Source organism: Rickettsia finnyi, assembly GCF_049668125.1.
In the GTDB taxonomy this organism is placed as follows: domain Bacteria; phylum Pseudomonadota; class Alphaproteobacteria; order Rickettsiales; family Rickettsiaceae; genus Rickettsia; species Rickettsia kotlanii.
This window is the reverse complement of the sequence record NZ_CP187160.1, coordinates 855,203-874,942: the sequence shown is the minus strand read 5'-3', so window position 1 is coordinate 874,942 and position 19,740 is coordinate 855,203. Positions and strand designations below refer to the sequence as shown.

Below are 19,740 nucleotides of genomic sequence, written 5' to 3'. Positions count from 1 at the left end.
TTATATTGTTTTGCTATGTTAAAGCTATTACCAGCTGCAACATATATATGTTATTTCATCGGTATATTTTTAGCTTTCATGTCATTCCTGCATTTCATAGGCGTTGTTGTAGGGGGTGGCTCCGCTCCTGTCATCCCGCGATTTGATCGTGGGATCCAGTTAAAAATGTTTAGTATTTTTAAGTTATATTTTTGGATACCGTGGTCAAGCCACGGTATGACACCGCACGCATTTCTTGATCTACGCAATAATACCTCCTTCATGTCATTTCTGTGGAAGCAGGAATCTAGAAACAATATAATTGAAATCACTGTATTTACTTTATTGATTCTTTTGTTTTTTCTTTATACCAGAGATGCATCGCTACATGCTTATGATGATTTCTCACATTGGGGAATATTTACTAAAGAATTGTTATATTTCGGTGTTTTTGAAAATCAGTCTTCGTTAACTTCCATTATTACTACTCATGCCCATTATCCAAGAGGAGCTGCCGTTTATCATTATTTTATGCTGCTACTTTCAGGTTATTCGGACGGTAACGTATTATTTGCTCATTTCTTATTGCATTTAGCATTTCTAGCTCCTTTAGCTGCAAATAAGAAATTGTGGCAAACCGGAATGTTGTTTTCACTTTTACTTTGCGGCGTAGTATTATATACGACCGGAATTCGTTCAATATATAACGATAGTACTATTGGCTTAATGTTCGGAGCTATTTTTGCAATTTATATCCTTGCGGCGAAAGACAAGGAAAAAGCATTATTGCTTATTTTACCTATTACGATATTACTTGCCTTTTTCCGAGAAATTGGAACATGGCTTGCTAGTTTTGCTTCGATAATTCTTATAGCTCATTATACAATTTTTTATAAAAAGCCTAAAAAATCAAGTGATTATATTACGTATCTGATTTTACTTATTTTACCTATTTTGTGTAATTTTATTTGGATGAGTTATTTTAAAAATACCCATGATTTTTTTGACAGATGCAAACATAGTTTTAGCAATTTAGTATATATTGCTGAAAATTTTAATGAACAGCATAGATCATTATTACTAAATTACGGTAAATTTCTCTTGTTATTCTTATTAAAAGAAGGCAGTTTAGTTGTATATACTATTTGTATAGCTGCATGGTACGGAATTCGTAAATATAAACTGGATTTGTTGAAAGAGTATAAATTTTTCCTGATAAGTACGTTTGTGTGTTTTCTAATTTTTGCTTTGTGGCGGTTATATTTATATTTCTTTAACTTTAGTTATGAAGAGGCAATTAGAGGGGCATCGTTACTTAGATATCTTGGATGTTATGTTATAGCTATCGGAATGATTGCAGCTTCATATGTTAAAAATAGTATTTTCTTACACAAGCAAAGTAATAAAGAGTTATTTATATTCCTTCTGCTTCTTGCTGTTTCTACGTTTTCCGTAGTAAAAAATATACTAAGAATCAAACACTTAAACTTAGAACAAAAGAATTTTATCCAGCAAACAACAGAAGTTAAAAAGCTATTGGAGCAAGGCAATAAAGTTGAATTTAACTTTAGTGGTAAGAAAGATAATTTACAATGTTATATATTAAATTATAATCTAGTACCGTATTTAGGTAAGAAATCCTTACAAGAATGCATAAAAGCTCCTAAAGAAGCGATTATAGAAACAAAGGAAGAAGTGGTATACGCTCCTTTTAAATAGCGTTGAGGATTTATTGCACAGCTCCTATGTCATTCTTGTGTGGCCTTGTTGTGTAGATATTATCCAATCATTGCGAGCAGTTGTAGTACTTGCGTGGCAATCTCATAAAATAATAACAGACTTCTGAGATTGCTTCGTCAATTGCTATGCAATTTCCGTAGCTCAGACGGGAAAGTTGATTCACGCAACAACATCACGCGAGAATAACATAAAACCAATATAGATTTTAACAATTATGGATATAAAATATAATTTAGTTGTCGCTTACCGCATAATGGCGTATTTATCGCTGGATGATCATACTTATACGCATCTATCCGCAAGACCTAAAAATGCCGCTTTTTGCTTTTTACTATATTTATCCTTTTGGACTAAGATTTGAAGAAGTAACTACAGAGAATCTTTTAAAAGTTAGTTTAGACGGACAAATTTTAGAAGGGGAAGAATATCAATATAATAAAACCGGTTACTTTATTCATGGTAGTGTTTATAAAACACGCCCTGATATTTCTGCCATTTTTCATTATCATACTCCTGCAGCTATTGCCGTTTCTGCTTTAAAATGCAGGCTTTTACCGATCAGTCAAGGGGCATTACATTTTTACGACAGAATATCATATCATAATTATAATTCTCTAGTACTAGATGTTGACAAACAGAGTAGTAGACTTGTTACTGATCTTAAACAGAATTATGTGATGTTACTTCGTAATCTTGTAAAACACAATGCCTACTAAATTCTACAAAAGAACAAGAGCTTATAATCCCTTCCGTAGCAATATGTAAGCAGACGGTAAAAGACTTATTATCGTTTGAAGAAGATTTAGGCAAACGTGACTGGGCAGCTTGGCTACGACTTGTGAAGATGTGATCACAATACTACGACCCCAGCGACTTTACTTGCTTGTTTTAAGGATTTATCAAGTGTTGCTATTGGTAACCCACAGCGTAATGCTAGCTCTAAATAGCTAGCATCATAAAGTGTTAATCCATATTGTACAGCTAAATCCATTGTCTCAAACCATATATGTTCCAATGTTATTTGATCAATTTTGATGTAAAGATCCTTTAAAATATAAATTGCTTGGTGACGTTGATTTGTAGTAAGATGTTTTGCACGCTCTGCACATAATAATACATTTCCAATCTCAAGCCCCCAAATAGCAGGGACAATTGCCCCTGCTGTTATGGTTTTATCTAGTATATCCAAGCTTGCTACTTCATCAGGCATAAGCCATGATAAAGCAATTGAAGAATCTAAAACAAAAGAGCCCATTTTTTATTTCTTACCCTCATTTTTGTAATTTAGCCATACTTCTAAATCCGATGGTTGTAAATTAATTTCTTTTGCAAGTTTTCGAAGTCTAAGAGCTGCAATCTTTGCTATTTCAATATTATTATGAGAATCAATAGGAACAATTTTTGCAGCAGCTTTCCCTCTTTTAGTAATTAAAATTTCTTCACCTTTACTAGCTCGGTCTAATAATTTAGAAAAATGGGTTTTAGCATCAAAGGCTGTAATTGTGTTTTTCATATAATTAACTAGTTAATTAACTAGTCAGTTATAACATATTTTAAATTTAAATGTCAAAAACTTTAATAGACATCTTTCCAAACGCTTATAGAGAGGAATTTAAAGGAGACTAGTACGTGAGGATACGAGTCTAGGCTTGATGTATAAATGATCTCTAGAAGCAAAGTTTGAGAAAATGTCTAATGCCTACAACCGCTACCGTGAATATGTGGAGGATGGAGTTTTATATGCTTGAGCATCTTTTTAAGTAGTGTATCACGCTTAAGTTTTGATAAATAATCTAAGAAAGTTTTGCCGTTTAAATAATCTATTTCATGCTGAATTACAGTTGCTAAAAAGCCTTCTGCTGCTAGTTCTTGCTTATTACCGTTATAATCAAGATATTTTACCTTGATTGCTTTTGATCGTGTAATAGATGCTTCAATGCCTGGAAACGATAAAGAACCCTCAATAAAAGTTTGTTTTTCTTCCGAAAAATAAGTTATGTCCGGATTAATAAAAACTATAGGTGATGATTTATTATTTTCATGTAGGTCAACTACCGCTATACGCTTTAATATTCCTACCATATTAGCACCTAAGCCCACTACCATTTCTATATGTAAATTCTGAAGCATTTTATCGACAATAGTACGAATATTATCATCAACAATGTCTATATATTCTGCTTGTTTTTTAAAAATATCGTTTGGTGCATAAACTATTGGATAGTAAGGTTTATCTTGATGCATTAATATACTCTGATAAATGAAGAGTTATTTTTGCATTGCTAAATAAAGATAGATATCGTTATTGCGAGCGAGCATTGTTGCGTAGATCGGTTTTCCCGTCATTGCAAGGAACTTACAAAGTAATTGACAAAGCAATCCAGTAAAAAATTCTAATTTACAGAATTTTTTAATTATTTTCTAGATTACCACGCAGCCTATGGCTGCTCACAATGATGACTCCGTGTCCATGCAACAACGCCTTCTTGCAATGGTGTAGCTTTTTCAAACCATCAATATTTATTTAGCAGTGCCATTATTTCATTACGATAGCTGATAATATATTCTGATTATAAGGTTCTTGCAAATGATATGAGCGTCTTTTACTTGGATATTTTAACGGATTTGTGTAAGTATCTTCAGCAATATTTTTTATATCTTTAACGCCTGCTTCTTTAAGTTTTAACTCTACAAAAGCCGGTAAATCAAACATATAATAATTTTCTTTTATAGAGTTTATAAAAAATTGTTTATTGTTAATATCCTTACTTAAGAAAGCTTTATAATATTCATCATCAACTTCATATGAACTTTGAGTTATAGCAGGACCTATCACTGCTATTAAATTTTTTGCTCCTTTTTCTGTTATTTTAGTAACTATATTACTAATAATATTATTTATACTTCCTTTCCAACCTGCATGTGCTGCTCCGATTATTTTACCGTCGCCGCTTGTAAGTAATACCGGTACACAATCTGCCGATTGTACCGCTAATACTAAATTTTTCTTAGTTGTAATGCTGCCATCTGCTTCAGGTACGGCAATTATGGACTCATCAGCATTCACAATTTGATTGCCATGTACTTGGTTTAAAATTAAAATATCTTGTGCTTTGAAATAAGTAGTAATAGATTTTTTGTTTTCAACTATTTCTGTTTCATTTATAGAGTTATTTTTTTTTATATATCTATGACTAGAATTATTGAATGTTTTATCAAAAATTTTATAATAAACTGATCCGTTTATTAATTCTTCCATGAAAATACCTAATATTAATTATAATAGTTTTATTAATACTTTATCCGGTCGTTTACAAAAAAATAAACAGCTAGAAAAAATAATAGCACAATTTCATCAAGACTATAATTTAATCCCTATTATCGGCATAGAAATAGAGTTTTATTTAAGTCACAATATTGATATAGCTAAATTTGAAATACTTTCAAGAAAATACTTAGCTAGATTTAAAATTGCTAAAATAAAAAAAGAAAAAGGCAATAACCAATTTGAAATAGATCTTCCCCCTTCTGTAAACTTAATACAATATATAAAAAATATATTAGAAGTTAAAACTATTTTAAAAAAAATGGCACAGCAGTTAAACGGTTATATAGATTTTTCGCCTAAGCCGTTTTTGGATGATTATGGTAATAGTATGCATTTTCATATTAATTTTAATTCCGAGTTCAATGATTATTATATAATTTTAGCAGCACAAGGGCTATGTCACTATATGTTAGACACCCTACTCGCTTTTATGCCTACTACTCTAGATTATTCACGGATAAATAAAAAATTTATGGCTCCTACGCATATATCGTACGGTGGAAATAATAGAAGCGTAGCCGTACGAACTCCAAATGCTTTTCCCAAACGCTTAGAACATCGCTTATCTTCCCCCGAAACCGATCCATATATAGCAATTTTTACGATTTTAAAGTCAATATTGTTGGCTTTAAAATCTCCAAGTTCGCTCCAAACAATAGAAAAAATTTACGGGAATGCTTTCGATCCACAATATAATTTAACTCCACTACCGACATCATCTCAGGAGAGCTTTATGTTATTTAAACCGGATTTTTTTAAATAATTTGTATTTTGTTCACAAAACTTAAAAACTAAACAATAATTGTTTTTTACAACTAAAATAAAGATTGATATAAAATATTAAATATAAAACTGCCGACATTATTTCAATTAATTATTTTGTTTTTGTAAAACTAAATACTGATGAAGTGTTTTAAGCTGCACTTCACTCTATATTTTCATAATTTTTCATTAGATAATTAAATTCCGCGCCATAGATAAATATCATATTTATAATATAGAAGAATATTAATGTAACTATTATACTACCAAGGGAACCATACATTAGATTTAATTGATTATAGTAGACTATATAAGTTGAAAGCAAATAGCCGCTTATTATCCATAATATCACAGTTAATAAAGCCCCTGGAAATACATCAATAAAATTTAGTTTTACATTAGGTAATATATAATACAAAGACGAGGCACCTAAAAATAATAAAATTAAAATTAAAGAATATCTTATAAAATTTAAAATGATCTTATATTTTTCAATGGTCTCTAATATTATCGGAATTTTTGTAAATAATATTGGAATCACCACTAAAAGAAACATAGTAAAGGTAATCAAGGCACTAATTATAAGAAACTGTATAATACTAAGTAATCTTCTTCTTATATAAGGGGGTGGAGATTTTATTTGATATACACGATTTAAAATAGTCCTTAAACATTCTACAAAAGAAGAAGCAGTCCAAATACTGCCTACTATGGCAAGATTCATTAAACTTTGAGGAGGAGCACTTAGTAATTCTCGTATTCTTTTTTCTATTGATTCCGTTGCTTGTTCCGGAAGACTCTCTAGAAAAATTTGTATAAAATTTTGACCAAGTTCTGAAGCTCCTAAAAAGCTTGTTAAAGCTAATAAGAATACTAGGAAAGGGAAAATGGATAAAAGTATCATGAATGACATATATCCCGAATGTTCAATGCCATCATCTTCTATTGTTCTAAATAAGGCTACGTAAAGACAATTAAAAATTTTTCTCATTATAAAATATAAAAGCTAAGTTGTTATTATTAATTTTATATTTAATCTTAAATAAGTTCGCTGTAAATAATTAATTTATAATTAAAATGAAATTATACTTTATCCTTGATTTGAAATATTAATATAGAAATGAAATTTTTTCTTGCATTAATTTTATATTTTTCTATAATACACCAAAATTTTATTTTTTTATAAATTGTAATTTATGCTTCAGTAAATAAGTTTTTAAAACATAAGGTATTCATATTTTAGAAATAATTTTAAAGTTCTTATGATATTTTTATTTGATAAGAAATAATTTTATTTTTTAATAATTATTTACCAAATGATTACAAAAACTTAAAAAATGTTATTTTATAATTGCTTATAATATTAATTTATGGTATTATTTCTACTTACACTTAATTATTAATAGCCATATTTTGTTCAAAGAAATTTTTAAATATAGATATAATTAGTAACTAAGGAGAGGATAATGGGTAGAAAAAACGATATTATACAAAAAATTGATAGTTTTATTGGCAAGAAAATTTATTCTTTAAGACTCGCTAAAGGATTGTCTCGTCAACAACTGGCTGAAGTAATTGATGTTACGCATCAACAATTACAAAAATACGAAAAAGCAATTAATAGAATTTCTGTAGGAAGGCTAGTACTCATCGCAGAAGCTTTAGATAGGAATATTGATTATTTCTTTGAAGGTTTAGAAGAAGCTAATAAACCGCAGCCCGTACATACTCAACATCAACGTATGTGCATTGAAGTTTCAAGAAATTTTATGAAAATTAATAGCATGGAAGAACAACAAGCCGTTAATAATTTAGTAAAATGTTTAGCTGGAAAAAAACTCAAAACTAATGCATAAAGGCAAGCTGCCATCCTGATTATGTTGTGATATCATTTATGTCATCTCCGCAGAAGCGGGAATAACATTGCTTGCCTTGATAATATACAGAATACAAATCTTGATCAGCGTTGTGGAGAGGAAGACTCTCTTTTAATAGGTATTGATTTATTTAAATTTTCTGACTGAATGCTATCTCTTGCATTCATTAATGCGCTCATAATTTTTATATTCTCTTTGATATTCACTCTATCTCTTTCTACTACCATTTTAGCTTTTTCAATATCCGGCTGATCTTTACTTATAGGTTTTAATTTAGACTTTCCTGATACTACCCTTACATCTTCTGTTTTAACACTAGGGTTTTGAATTGCTTCTGCTCGTTTTTGTTCTTGTAATAACTTATCTATAGTTTGTAAACGTACCTCTTTAGATAAAGTTTTATCATCAATTAAATTAGCTTTAATGAAACTTTGTTGTTCTTCAGTAGAAGATTTAGTACCAAATGCTTTTACCAGCTCATCTACTTTTTTTATTGATTCTTCTTTTTTTGCTTCAAGAGTTTTAAGGTGACCATTTGGCGAAAGCATAGCACGAAAATTATGGACTTTCTCAACTGCAAGCTTAGAGATATTATTTAATGTACTAGAAGTTTCTTGTACAATTCTTTCTGCTGCCGACACTACCGGTTCTTTAGATTTTTCTAATGCTTCTATAACAGGATTAACAGCGTTAATCACTTCCTGAGCTTTGTTATATATATCATCGCGAGGCTGGTGTTCTTCTATATTCTGCCCTTTTAACCCTTCAGTTAAATTTTGAGTTTCTCTATCTAAAGCTACCTCACTCGCTGCATCTTTAGCTTTTTTAAGTGCCTCTTTCTCAGCGTCATTAATATTACTATTATCGATCCCGCTAGAAACTGCCTTAGTTATTTCAGGACCTCCTTTGCCTGCATAAATACCGTCTACTAACTCTTTAGTCATTAGCTCTCTATCAGGTAAATTGGTCTTACTTTCTGCAATACCTTTTTCCGCTGATGCCATAATAAGTGCTTTATTAGGTAAGGATAAAGAGGTATCATTATGAGTAGCTATAGTTTCGCCTACCCCTTTAATAATCGCTGCTTTGTCTTGAGCTTCAAGCGAGCTCCCTGCAACTGTGTTAGTAATTTCTTGAATTATTTCGCCTTTAACTTTTGCTGTAGCCGGACCATTTAAAACATTAGATGTAATGGCTTGTATGTTTGTTGTTTTTAATTCAGTATTACTTAGAGGATCAAACAAAATATCATTTATTTTTTTAATTTGTTCTGCCATAATCTTATCTAAATTCTGCTGCATCAATTGTTGTTGTGCCGGACTGAAAACTTGGGCTTCTACACCTTTCTTTAATACAGAACCTAATAATTTTTGTTTTCCCGCATTGCTTAATTTAGAGACATTAACCTTATCACCTACTGCTATAAGTATTGTCCCTTTATCTTTAGTAGAAAGATTACTTTTTATTACAACATCCGTAATACCGTCAATTGCTGCAGCTCTACTTGCATCATCTTTAAGAATTAAACCGACATCTACTGCCTTTTCTAACATCTGCTGTTTTTGCTTCGACTCAAGATTCTCTGAATTTAAAGCGATAGCTACTGTAGCTTCAAGCATTTGTGATTTTTCTAGGTCTGGGGTATTCTGATCATTTTTTATGTTTTCTAATACTGCATTGACTCCAGCTACTTTTGCATCCGGTGTGAGGTTTTGATTATTGACCATATTTTCAGTTAAAGCAATGATATTAGCCTGCTTTGCAGCAATATCACTTTTCTCATTATGAAGAATTGCCGTGGCTGCTTCTTTAATTAAATCAATTTGTTTATTACTATCAATTTCTTTTGTTAAACCTGCATTTACATAATTTAATAAATCTTGCATGCTGCCTGATAAAGCCGTAGCGGCCTTAAGAAGGGTTGGATTCACTTGTTGCGACTGTGGCATTTGTGAAGTCTCAGGTTGCAGTGGTTGGTTAGTAGGAGTAATTGGCGGTACTTGTTGTTTATATTGAGGTGGTTCAACCGATGAACTTATTGTTTGCTGTGGAGTTATTAGCGGTTGTTCCTTACTTTGTCCTTGTCCTATTATAATATCTTCAGCTTGCGATAAATCAACGCTCTGCCCTTGGTTTAGTGCTACCTCTTTCATCATTTCTTTATATTTACCGCGTGTTACCGCAAGTGTATAAATTTCTCCACCATGCTCTATATAAGCTATTGCGTCATCTCCGGTTCCAGCAAATTTTAAAGGTTTTGGTGAGCTTATTTCTTTAAGTTGAGGTTTACCGTTCGGTCCTTCTTCGTAGTGGGCAGTGAAATATACGGCTTTATCTTTGGAGGGTTTTGTGCCATCAGCTTTTAATGCTACCATCGATAAATGCATTGACCCATCGGCTTTATCAAGTTTTATAGGAAAATCTATTTCCCTATATGAGCTGATCTGAACTTGGGTACCGTCTTGTTTAGCTACAGTACAAGGCTTAGTTTTAACAGTTGTTTCATTTAAGGTACAGAGTTCATCACCTGCATCATTTTTAACTACTGTTGCTCTAAGATCGCTTGCACTTACTTGATTTTCCCACTGTACCGGTTTAAATCCACCAGGGTATCCACTAGCGGCACTAAATGTATTATGAACATTTTTATAGCCGGCTATTTCTATTGATTCTAATTTCTTTTTAAGCTCAGGATTTTCTAAAGCTTTATCAATAAATTCTCTATTGGCCAGATTACTGAAAAAAGTACTTAATGTTTTATCTTTTTCTTTTTCTTCTTCTATTTCTTTTCTTTTTTGTTCAGCTAAATCACGGTCTGTAAGGGCTGCCAGGTCTTTTAATATTTGTTCTATTAAATTATCTTTTTGCGGTTGTATAATTGTTGCTCTTACAGCCTGAGTTATTAGGTCTGATATCTGACTGTCAGGAGAAATATTGCCCGATAAAGCACTAATTGAAGAGGTAGATTGAGCAGAAGATGCAGAAGTAACGATAAAACCATCGTCAGCTTCTAGTGCTGGGGTTGTAGTTTGAGATAAAAATTCTTTTTGCTCTTGTTCTTCTGTATATTCCTTATTTGCTAAAGGATCAAATTCACTTGTATCTAGGTTGCCGTCTTGACTCATAAAACCTCTCATTTAACCAAAAATTAATTAGTATAAACTGTAAGTGATGCGTAGTCAAGCCGATATTGTTACATTGATCTTTACCCTCTATGTCATTCCTGCAAGTCTAAGCACACTAGATTTTTAAATTAAAAGCTCGATTTATTTCGCTTTTTTCTGGATTCCAACCTACGCAGGAATGACATAACATATCCTTTTGCACAGTTTGTGTTATACTGTCAAAGATTAGTATATAGAGATTTTAATATTAAGAAAAAACTAATATTATTGTTGAGCAAATTTAATAGAATTTTTATATTCTTTATTGAGTGCTTTAGTTGCCCAAAGCCAGGTTAAGCAAGTAATTATAAATATAATCATTAAACAGATGGAAATAGATTGATAACTAGCGGAAGGTAATATTATAAATACCAATGATTGTAAAAATGCACTACCAGATTTACCGAGTTTTATACCTATCACGTCGGCAGCAGCTTTGCCTTTTATTTTTATTTCCGGATCTAAAGGAACATAGGCCATTTCTTTTGTTGAATCAAATAAGGTATATTTGCTTGCTTTACTAAGCACATTTTGAATAGCACCTATTGTTATAGCAATTAAAGCAGGATCGGTTAGAATAAAATTTGCTATTATTAAGCCGGCAAATCTTTCAAAATTATTAACGGCAAAAAATAATATACCGGTAATAAAAACTATTAAAGGGGTGATAACAGCCGCCGTAAACCAGCCAAGTCTTCTCACTATATTTGAACCAAGTACGACAAATAAAATAGTAAATACTCCGGTATAGCTCAAATAACTTCCTATAAAAGCTGCATATTCGGTTGGAGTTTTATAAATTTTAGTAGCTGCTGCTTTCCAAGGACCTTCAACTAAATTAATGGCAATGCCATAGCAGATAAGCAAAATTGCAATTAATCTAATATGTCTTGACGATAGAAGCATCTGAAAACTTTCGGCAATAGTCATAGATTTTTTCTTTGCTTTAAACCTGAGTAACGCCATATGCTCTTTGTCTAGTACTTTATGATTAAGCAACCAAAAAGTTTTAATAGCTATTATTCCTAAAATTAATACTATAGTTAGTATAATTTGTATAGAAAGTGTATGAAAAGACGATTGCAATGCAAATTTATTAGTTACGTAATCATTAATATTACTTAGATTTTCTAAAAACTGCCCTGCTAAATAAATACCTGTTTGACTAAGTAAACCGAATAACGGATAAAATCTTTTAGATTCTTCTACTGTAGTAATATTATTAACAAACTGCCAAAAAAGTAATGCGAAAACTACGTTTGGCCATAATTCGGCTATTATATAAAATAACGAAAAACTCCATTTTGATAAAAGCAATATAAACCATTTTAAATTAGGTAAACTTGCCGTTAAATTTTGAACGGTTACAGGGCTTAAATGCAGCATTTCATGATTTGGAAAAATAACGTAAGCAAAAAGAGCAAAGAATGTTAAAAATATTGATATCATAAGATAAAATATATTTTCTGCTTTCATCTTATTAACAAGCTTTACATATATAGCAGTTATTAAAAAAGCTGACGGCATCACTCCCCAAAACTTCAAAAACGAGATAATCTCGGCGCCGATCATAGTAGTAACAATACTATCTTTTAAAGCTCTGATTAGATTTTGGATAAATAAAATACAGAACATTAATAAAGTGATGAATAAAAATTTAGAAACTTCATGGCGTTTTATAGGCCAGATATAATCGGTAAGTTTGGAAAAACAGCTATTGATTTTAGAGGAAGAATTTTCTATATTACTGGGGTTAATCGTCATTATTTAGTCTAACCTATTTTGCTATTGGCTAGAGTTATATATTAAAGATTTTCTAAATTTAAGTCAAGTTAAAATCAAATTAAAATGAGTAATTATTGGTTAAATTTTTATAAACCAAGAGGTATAAGTTCTGCTCAACTTGTTAGCATAGTAAAAAAAATACTTGGTAAAACCAAGATAGGACATGCCGGTACTTTAGACGTAGAAGCGGAAGGAATATTACCGCTTGCCGTAGGTGAAGCTACAAAGCTGATACATCTGCTAATTGATGCTAGAAAAACCTATATTTTTACCGTAAAATTCGGAACGCAAACCAATAGCGGCGATTATGCCGGTAAAGTAATAGCAACGAAAGATTGTATCCCGTCTCAAGAAGAAGCTTATGCCGTATGTTCTAAATTTATCGGTAACGTAATACAAATACCGCCGGCTTTTTCAGCTCTTAAAGTTAACGGTGTAAGAGCTTATAAATTGGCTAGAGATGGGGCAAAAGTAGAATTAAAGCCACGAAATATAACTATTTATGATCTAAAATGTTTAAATTTTGATGAGAAAAATGCTACCGCTACATACTATACGGAATGCTCAAAAGGTACTTATATAAGGACTTTAGCAGAAGATTTGGCATTGTCCTTGCAAAGTTTAGGATTTGTGATAGAATTACGCCGTACTCAGGTTGGAATATTTAAAGAAGAAAATGCTATCCGAATTAAATCGCCTGATGAAATTACCCAAAATTCCCTAGAGGAAAAAAGTATAAAGATAGAAGCAATACTGGACGACATCCTGGTTCTTGATGTAACTGACAGCCAAGCACAGCAAATTAAATATGGACAGAAATGTTTATTTAATTATGAAAAAGATTTTAGACATCTTGCCAAATTACCTCTAGAAGTAGAGTCTGGCAAGATGTCTGTTGATCTTTTATGGGTTCGCTATAAAGGCACTTTGCTTGCAATAGGTAGCTTAAACAAGAGTTGCTTTAATTCTTTACGAGTATTTAATTTAACACAAGACTTCTTTTAAAACTGGAAGTCTATATATTTAAGGAGAAATTATCGATGTCGATTACTACGGAACGTAAACAACAATTAATTAAAGAATATGCTATAACGGAAAATGATACCGGTTCAAGTGCAGTGCAATGTGCTATCTTAACTGAAAGAATCAATAATTTAACCGAGCATTTTAAATCTAACCATAAAGATCATACTTCAAGACGCGGATTATTAATTTTAGTCGGGCGTCGCCGTAGATTACTTAACTATATTAAAAAGAATAATGTTAGCAAATATTTAGATTTAATAAGTAAGCTAGGAATTAGAAAGATTAAGTAGTTGGATAATCGTCATTGCGAGCAGCCGTAGGCTGCATGGCAATCTCATCAAATATTCTGAGATTGCTTCGTCGAATTACTTCGTAATTTTCCTCGCAATGACGTGGTAGAATACAATAAAATATAAATTATGAAATGAGATAAATAGATGTTTAACGAAATAACTAAGAGTGTTACATGGAACGGGAAAGTTCTTGAGCTTAGTACAGGTAAAATAGCAAGGCAAGCTGACGGGGCAGTTACGGTCAAAATGGGTAATTCCGTTTTATTATGTACGGCAGTAGTAGCTAACAAAGCAAAAGAGGGCATAGGTTTTTTTCCTTTAACAATTAATTATAGAGAAATGGCATATGCTGCCGGTAAGATACCAGGGGGATTTTTTAAACATGAGGGAAAACCATCAGATAGAGAAGTTTTAGTGTCTCGTTTAATAGATAGACCGATTAGACCATTATTTCATCCGGCTTTTGTGAATGAAACGCATGTAACTTGCAGTGTTCTTTCATATGATCCTGAAACTTCGGTAGATATACTTGCAATTATTGGTGCATCGGCTGCACTTAGCCTATCCCCTGCTCCTTATCTAGAAATAGTTGCGGCAAGTAAAGTAGGTTTAATCAATGGTGAATTTGTTTTAAATCCAACACTTGAATTATTAAAAACAAGTCAGCTTGATTTAGTAGTTGCAGGAACATCAGATTCAGTAATGATGGTTGAATCGGAAGCTCATTTACTCTCTGAAGAACAAATGTTAGAAGCCGTAAAATTTGGATTTAAAAGCTTTCAGCCGGTAATAAAGATAATCAAAGAACTAGCAGAAGAAGCTAAAAAACCAAAACTTGAAATACAAGATTTATATCCTGCTTCATTAAAGAAAGAAATTGAGAAGTTATTTGTAAAAGAAATTGAACAAGCTTTTGCAATTAAATCTAAACAAGAACGTAACACTAATTTAGATTTAATAACTGAAAAAGTTCTTACACATTTTGTAAGCGACATAGAAAATAAAAAATATAGTAATTATCAAATAGAATCAGCTTTAAAAGCTATTGAATCAGATATATTACGTAACGAGATTTTAGAAAAAAATAGACGTATCGATGGAAGAAGTACCACGGATATAAGACAAATTGCTTGTGAAATAGGTTTACTACCTTCCGCACATGGTTCAGCTTTATTTACTAGAGGTGAAACGCAAAGCTTAGTTAGTACTACATTCGGTACTAGTTTAGATGAGCAGATAGTTGACAGTTTAGAGGGTGAGTATAAAGAGCGTTTTATGCTCAATTATATCTTCCCGCCCTACTCTGTAAATGAAGCAATGCCGATGAAAGCACCTAGTCGTCGTGAAGTCGGGCACGGTAAACTCGCATGGCGTGCTATTAATCCAATATTACCTAATAAAGTACGATTTCCTTATTCTATTAGAGTAGTTGCCGAAACTACGGAGTCTAACGGTTCTTCTTCAATGGCAACTGTTTGTGGTAGTTCTCTTGCTTTAATGTATGCCGGCGTACCGATAAAAGCACCGGTTGCGGGTATTGCTATGGGACTTGTTAAGAAAGGCAAAAAATTTGCTGTATTATCCGATATTCTCGGCGATGAAGATTATTTCGGTGATATGGACTTTAAGGTTGCAGGAACTAGCGAAGGGATTACTGCATTACAAATGGATATCAAAATATCCGGAGTAGATTTTAAAATAATGAAAGTAGCTTTAGAGCAAGCACGACTCGGTCGTTTGCATATACTGGAGCAAATGAATAAAGTTATCAGTAAACCAAATAATGAACTAAGTAAAAATGCTCCTTCTACTACTACTATAAAAATAGATAAGGATAAAATTAGAGATATTATAGGACCGGGTGGTAAAGTAATAAAGGAAATTTGCGAAACTAGCGGTGCTAAAATAGATATAAGTGATGACGGTACGGTGTCTGTTTATGCTTCAGATAGAGATAAGCTAAAAGTTGCCTTAGATAAAATTAAAGCTATTGCCGTTGAACCTGAAATTGGTGAAATATTTAACGGTACGGTAATGAAAGTCTTAGATTCCGGTGCTTTTATCAATTATTTAGGTAATAAAGATGGCTTTGTTCATATTAGTGAAGTTTCAGAAGAAAGAATAGAAACGGTTAGCAGTGTTTTAAAACAAGGCGATATAGTAAAAGTTAAGCTAATAGGCTTTGATAATAAAGGCAAAGCAAAATTAACTATTAAAAATGTCGATAAAGATAAATCTTCAAATAATACAAAGCCAAAAACTAATGTTAATAATGCTAAGGACCATTCAGAAGAACCTGAGCAGCGACGTGATTCTAGTAAAAAACGAGCTTGGAATGAAGATAATAATGCTGAAACTGCTGAAGTAATTACAGAACGTAAGTATTTTAATTGATATGGAGCTTAATCGTCATTGCGAGGAAATTACGAAGTAATTGACGAAGCAATCTCAGGAGCTTGTTATTATTTCATGAGATTGCCACGCAGCCTACGGCTGCTCGTAATGACAGTTCGGGTATCCACAAAATAGCTCATAATACTAATAATTTGCTGGATACCGTGGACAAGCCACGGTATGACAATGAGTAAATAAATGACCAACACAAATAATTACCGAATCATCGCAAAGAGGGTTATTTCTAGTGAAGCAAGTGCTTTAGAAAAATTATCCGAAAATATCCCTGAAGACTTTAACAGAATTATAGAATTTTTACTATCTTTTAAAGGACGGATAATCCTAACCGGCATAGGCAAAAGCGGTTATATTGCAAGAAAAATAGCTGCTAGCTTTTCTTCAACCGGTATGCCTGCTTTTTATTTACATCCGGCAGAAGCAAGTCACGGCGATTTAGGTATGGTGATGAGAAATGATCTAGTAATTATGTTATCTAATTCCGGCGAAACTAAAGAACTATTTAATATAATTGAATATTGCAAGAACTCTTTCATAAAAATTGCTGCAATGACAATGAATAAAAATTCTACTTTAGCTAAAAGAAGCGATTTTTTATTAATAGTACCTGAATACCCGGAAGCTTCTGTAATTGGAGTTCCTACTATATCATCTTTAATCATGCTATCACTCGGTGATGCTTTAATGACTGTTATACATGAAAAACGAGGCTTTACTAAAGATGATTTTAAAATTTATCATCCGGGAGGTACAATCGGTGCTAATTTAACAAAAATTAAAAACCTCATGCGTAGCGGTGATGAAATACCTTTAGTATATGAAGATACTTCCTTTGCCGAAACTATAATTATTATGAATAAAAAACGTTTAGGTTGTACGCTTGTAACAGATAAAAGCCAAAATTTGGTGGGAATTATAACCGACGGGGATTTACGTCGTCATATTAACGATCAAATCCACTTAAAAACGGCATCAAGCATTATGACCAAAAACCCTATTCATATCTCATCGGAAATATTTGCAAAAGAGGCTTTAAATTTAATGAAAGCCAAGAATATCACTAATATACCGATTGTTGATGATAATATTATTATAGGCATTATTCATATTCATGATTTACTACACATAGGGGTTAGCTAAAATCTATGCCCTCTGCTTATAAACGGCGAAAAAAAATTTGGAAATCTGTATATCTTTTAATAACAGTTGGAATTTTGTATATAGGATATATATTAATTAAAAGCGGTTATATTAATGAAGAAAACGATATTAACGTTACAAAAAAAAGTTTAAAAGATAATAAAAATTTTGATTTAAAGTATAATATTATATTGAAAGATTCAATGTTTGCAGGAGTAAATAAAAATTTAAATGCGTATAAGATTAAAACTGAACGAGCTATAAAAGAGTCGAATAACAAATATAAACTAGATATAATAAATGCTATTTATAACGTAAATCAAGATCAAACTCTTATTATCAATGCGAAAGAAGGCTTTTTAGATGAAGAATCAAACATATTAGATTTAAAAAACGATGTAAAACTTTTTTTTGATGAGATCATATTTAACACTAACGATGCAAGGATTGATTTAGTAAATAAGAATATAATCAGTCATTCCCCTGCTAAGTTGCTTTACAAAAACTCTTCAATTACTGCGGATAGTTTTAATACAAAAGATGAAAATAATATTATAATTTTTAAAGGCAATGTCTCTACAATCATCAATTTATCGGATTAGATATCTTTCCAAACCAGCTTATAGAGAGGAATTTAAAGGAGACATGGAACGCAGCACCGCAGCGTACAAAGAAGTACGTGAGGATACGAGTACCGATTCGACGTCTAAATTACCTCTAGAAGCGAAGTTTGGCAAGATGTCTATTATTAAACTTGTTTTACTTCTTATAATTAGTACCATAATATATGCTAATGATAAAAATATTTCAAATTTACATATCACATCTGATAGTTTAATTATTGATAGAACCAAACAAAAAGCAGCATATCTTGGAAATGTTATTGTTTACTTCGATAATGCGATACTTAAAACGAAAGAATTATATATTTTTTATAAAACAATAAATGAAAAGCAAACTATTGATCATATAGTTGTCCCTACTAAATTGACTGTAGAAAGAAAAATAAATAATGAATTATTACTTGCAGATAGTGCTAAATATTTTTGCGATAATAAACAACTTATTCTACTTGGTAATGTAATATTACAGCGTGACGATAATGTTTTAAAAACTAATAAACTAATATACTATGTAGATATTATTAAGAAATAGAGCTATTTACCGTTGGTACGTCATTGCAAGCAATTGCAAGAAGTATGACAATCCAGAAAATAATTAAAAAAATGCTAAAGATTAGTATTTTTAACTGGATTGTTTCGTCAATTACTTACGTAATTTTCTCGCAATGACATTGAAAATTAATCCACGCAACAAAATCTTAACAAATAAAAAAGATGGACAGCTTACACGTTAAAAATATATCAAAATCCTACAAAAAAAGGAATATACTAATTGATATATCTCTGAATATAAAACAAGGAGAAATAGTTGGTTTATTCGGTCCGAATGGAGCCGGTAAAACAACTTGCTTTAACATTATTATTGGTTTAATGAAACTGGACTCAGGGCAATTACTTTTAAATGATATAAATATTACCAACTTGCCTATTTATTTACGAGCAAGGCTTGGACTCGGCTATCTTCTGCAAGAACCTTCGATATTTCGTGGATTGTCGGTTGAAGATAATATTAAGGCTGTAGTTGAGATATCTGACAATGATAAAGAAGTAATTGAACAAAAAACCCATAATTTGTTAGAGAAGTTTTCGATAGTTCATTTAAAAGATTTATCCGCTGCTAGCTTATCAGGCGGTGAAAGGCGTAGGCTTGAGATTGCACGTGCACTTGCAATAGAGCCTAAATTTATCATGCTTGATGAACCGCTTGCCGGTATTGACCCGCTTGCTATTTCTGATATCAAAAATCTAATTACTTATTTACGTGAATTTAATATAGGTATATTAATTACCGACCATAACGTACGTGATACTCTAGATATAGTCGACCGTGCTTATGTTATTTTTGACGGTAAAGTATTATTAGAAGGAAGTGCTAAGGAAATAGCAAATAGCAAGAAAGTTAAGGAAGTGTATTTAGGTGAGAGCTTTAGTTTCTAGACTATGCAAATTCGTCATTGCGAGCAATTTGCAGGTGTTGTTGTATGGATTGTTTTATGTCATTCCCGCGTAGGCGGGAATCCAGTAAAACCTATAAAAACTTGTTTTTTATAGGTTTATTTTATCACACTATGTAGCTTCTATATAAATATTGAAGTTATTTTTTTGGATCCC

General features: G+C 31.7%; 17 protein-coding genes and 1 pseudogene. 11 read left to right on the top strand and 7 right to left on the bottom strand.

Going from position 1 to position 19,740, the window contains the following annotated elements; genetic code table 11:
• Positions 1-15: 15 nt before the first annotated feature.
• Both ACPKKV_RS04810 and ACPKKV_RS04805 read left to right on the top strand, forming a co-directional pair.
• The gene (locus tag ACPKKV_RS04810) at positions 16-1,698 is read left to right on the top strand and encodes a hypothetical protein (protein WP_410528170.1); all 1,683 of its coding nucleotides are present in this window, start codon (positions 16-18) and stop codon (positions 1,696-1,698) included.
• Positions 1,699-1,933: 235 nt separating this feature from the next.
• Positions 1,934-2,569: pseudogene (locus ACPKKV_RS04805) on the top strand (class II aldolase/adducin family protein).
• Here ACPKKV_RS04805 and ACPKKV_RS04800 read toward each other — a convergent pair.
• The 4 genes from ACPKKV_RS04800 to pgeF all read right to left on the bottom strand — a co-directional run bounded on the left by ACPKKV_RS04800 (position 2,570) and on the right by pgeF (position 4,978).
• Positions 2,570-2,974, bottom strand: coding sequence for a type II toxin-antitoxin system VapC family toxin (locus ACPKKV_RS04800; RefSeq protein WP_392506517.1), 405 nt, complete (start codon positions 2,972-2,974; stop codon positions 2,570-2,572).
• A 3-nt stretch (positions 2,975-2,977) separates the two neighbouring features.
• Positions 2,978-3,232 (bottom strand): type II toxin-antitoxin system Phd/YefM family antitoxin, encoded by a 255-nt coding sequence (locus tag ACPKKV_RS04795; RefSeq protein ID WP_014409207.1) that lies wholly within the window; start codon positions 3,230-3,232, stop codon positions 2,978-2,980.
• A gap of 179 nt (positions 3,233-3,411) precedes the next feature.
• Positions 3,412-3,963 carry a peptide deformylase gene (def, locus tag ACPKKV_RS04790; RefSeq protein WP_392506516.1) on the bottom strand — a complete coding sequence of 184 codons (552 nt, stop codon included), beginning with the start codon at positions 3,961-3,963 and terminating at the stop codon, positions 3,412-3,414.
• 292 nt (positions 3,964-4,255) lie between these two features.
• Positions 4,256-4,978, bottom strand: a complete 723-nt coding sequence (gene pgeF / locus ACPKKV_RS04785; protein ID WP_392506515.1) for a peptidoglycan editing factor PgeF — start codon at positions 4,976-4,978, stop codon at positions 4,256-4,258.
• Here pgeF and ACPKKV_RS04780 point away from each other — a divergent pair.
• Complete coding sequence (locus ACPKKV_RS04780) at positions 4,977-5,810, top strand: type I glutamate--ammonia ligase (protein WP_392506513.1); 834 nt, start codon at positions 4,977-4,979, stop codon at positions 5,808-5,810. The genes pgeF and ACPKKV_RS04780 overlap by 2 nt on opposite strands.
• Before the next feature lie 162 nt (positions 5,811-5,972).
• Here the strand turns inward: ACPKKV_RS04780 and ACPKKV_RS04775 are convergent, their stop codons facing one another.
• On the bottom strand, positions 5,973-6,800 hold the full coding sequence (locus ACPKKV_RS04775; protein ID WP_392506511.1) for a YihY/virulence factor BrkB family protein: 828 nt from the start codon (positions 6,798-6,800) through the stop codon (positions 5,973-5,975).
• Between the two features lie 475 nt (positions 6,801-7,275).
• Here ACPKKV_RS04775 and ACPKKV_RS04770 point away from each other — a divergent pair, with 475 nt between their 5' ends.
• Positions 7,276-7,665: a helix-turn-helix domain-containing protein gene (locus ACPKKV_RS04770; protein WP_392506509.1), complete on the top strand. Its 390-nt coding sequence runs from the start codon at positions 7,276-7,278 to the stop codon at positions 7,663-7,665.
• Positions 7,666-7,769: 104 nt separating this feature from the next.
• Here ACPKKV_RS04770 and ACPKKV_RS04765 read toward each other — a convergent pair whose 3' ends face one another.
• On the bottom strand, positions 7,770-10,811 hold the full coding sequence (locus ACPKKV_RS04765) for a Sca4 family spreading effector (RefSeq protein ID WP_392506508.1): 3,042 nt from the start codon (positions 10,809-10,811) through the stop codon (positions 7,770-7,772).
• 264 nt (positions 10,812-11,075) lie between these two features.
• Positions 11,076-12,614, bottom strand: coding sequence for an NTP/NDP exchange transporter Tlc4 (gene tlc4 / locus ACPKKV_RS04760; RefSeq protein ID WP_392506507.1), 1,539 nt, complete (start codon positions 12,612-12,614; stop codon positions 11,076-11,078).
• 84 nt (positions 12,615-12,698) lie between these two features.
• On the opposite strand from tlc4, the gene truB reads away from it, so the two are divergent.
• The 7 genes from truB to lptB all read left to right on the top strand — a co-directional run bounded on the left by truB (position 12,699) and on the right by lptB (position 19,566).
• Entirely contained in the window at positions 12,699-13,640 is a 942-nt protein-coding gene (gene truB / locus ACPKKV_RS04755) for a tRNA pseudouridine(55) synthase TruB (protein ID WP_392506506.1), read from the top strand.
• 35 nt (positions 13,641-13,675) lie between these two features.
• Complete coding sequence (rpsO, locus tag ACPKKV_RS04750) at positions 13,676-13,951, top strand: 30S ribosomal protein S15 (protein ID WP_004995678.1); 276 nt, start codon at positions 13,676-13,678, stop codon at positions 13,949-13,951.
• 147 nt (positions 13,952-14,098) lie between these two features.
• A complete protein-coding gene (gene pnp, locus ACPKKV_RS04745; protein WP_392506505.1) occupies positions 14,099-16,348 on the top strand; it encodes a polyribonucleotide nucleotidyltransferase in 2,250 nt (749 codons plus the stop codon).
• A 198-nt stretch (positions 16,349-16,546) separates the two neighbouring features.
• Positions 16,547-17,506, top strand: coding sequence for a KpsF/GutQ family sugar-phosphate isomerase (locus ACPKKV_RS04740; protein ID WP_392506503.1), 960 nt, complete (start codon positions 16,547-16,549; stop codon positions 17,504-17,506).
• 5 nt (positions 17,507-17,511) lie between these two features.
• Positions 17,512-18,108 carry an LPS export ABC transporter periplasmic protein LptC gene (gene lptC, locus ACPKKV_RS04735; RefSeq protein ID WP_392506501.1) on the top strand — a complete coding sequence of 199 codons (597 nt, stop codon included), beginning with the start codon at positions 17,512-17,514 and terminating at the stop codon, positions 18,106-18,108.
• 136 nt (positions 18,109-18,244) lie between these two features.
• Positions 18,245-18,661, top strand: coding sequence for an LptA/OstA family protein (locus ACPKKV_RS04730; RefSeq protein ID WP_410528174.1), 417 nt, complete (start codon positions 18,245-18,247; stop codon positions 18,659-18,661).
• Positions 18,662-18,843: 182 nt separating this feature from the next.
• Positions 18,844-19,566: an LPS export ABC transporter ATP-binding protein gene (lptB, locus tag ACPKKV_RS04725; RefSeq protein ID WP_392506497.1), complete on the top strand. Its 723-nt coding sequence runs from the start codon at positions 18,844-18,846 to the stop codon at positions 19,564-19,566.
• Positions 19,567-19,740 lie beyond the last annotated feature (174 nt).

Excerpts from the sequence above, each read along its gene's own strand:
- ACPKKV_RS04810 (WP_410528170.1), top strand. The coding sequence starts at position 16 with ATGTTAAAGCTATTACCAGCTGCAACATATATATGTTATTTCATCGGT.
- ACPKKV_RS04800 (WP_392506517.1), bottom strand. The coding sequence starts at position 2,974 with ATGGGCTCTTTTGTTTTAGATTCTTCAATTGCTTTATCATGGCTTATG.
- ACPKKV_RS04795 (WP_014409207.1), bottom strand. The coding sequence starts at position 3,232 with ATGAAAAACACAATTACAGCCTTTGATGCTAAAACCCATTTTTCTAAA.
- def (WP_392506516.1), bottom strand. The coding sequence starts at position 3,963 with ATGCATCAAGATAAACCTTACTATCCAATAGTTTATGCACCAAACGAT.
- ACPKKV_RS04780 (WP_392506513.1), top strand. The coding sequence starts at position 4,977 with ATGAAAATACCTAATATTAATTATAATAGTTTTATTAATACTTTATCC.
- pgeF (WP_392506515.1), bottom strand. The coding sequence starts at position 4,978 with ATGGAAGAATTAATAAACGGATCAGTTTATTATAAAATTTTTGATAAA.
- ACPKKV_RS04775 (WP_392506511.1), bottom strand. The coding sequence starts at position 6,800 with ATGAGAAAAATTTTTAATTGTCTTTACGTAGCCTTATTTAGAACAATA.
- ACPKKV_RS04770 (WP_392506509.1), top strand. The coding sequence starts at position 7,276 with ATGGGTAGAAAAAACGATATTATACAAAAAATTGATAGTTTTATTGGC.
- ACPKKV_RS04765 (WP_392506508.1), bottom strand. The coding sequence starts at position 10,811 with ATGAGTCAAGACGGCAACCTAGATACAAGTGAATTTGATCCTTTAGCA.
- tlc4 (WP_392506507.1), bottom strand. The coding sequence starts at position 12,614 with ATGACGATTAACCCCAGTAATATAGAAAATTCTTCCTCTAAAATCAAT.
- truB (WP_392506506.1), top strand. The coding sequence starts at position 12,699 with ATGAGTAATTATTGGTTAAATTTTTATAAACCAAGAGGTATAAGTTCT.
- rpsO (WP_004995678.1), top strand. The coding sequence starts at position 13,676 with ATGTCGATTACTACGGAACGTAAACAACAATTAATTAAAGAATATGCT.
- pnp (WP_392506505.1), top strand. The coding sequence starts at position 14,099 with ATGTTTAACGAAATAACTAAGAGTGTTACATGGAACGGGAAAGTTCTT.
- ACPKKV_RS04740 (WP_392506503.1), top strand. The coding sequence starts at position 16,547 with ATGACCAACACAAATAATTACCGAATCATCGCAAAGAGGGTTATTTCT.
- lptC (WP_392506501.1), top strand. The coding sequence starts at position 17,512 with ATGCCCTCTGCTTATAAACGGCGAAAAAAAATTTGGAAATCTGTATAT.
- ACPKKV_RS04730 (WP_410528174.1), top strand. The coding sequence starts at position 18,245 with ATGTCTATTATTAAACTTGTTTTACTTCTTATAATTAGTACCATAATA.
- lptB (WP_392506497.1), top strand. The coding sequence starts at position 18,844 with ATGGACAGCTTACACGTTAAAAATATATCAAAATCCTACAAAAAAAGG.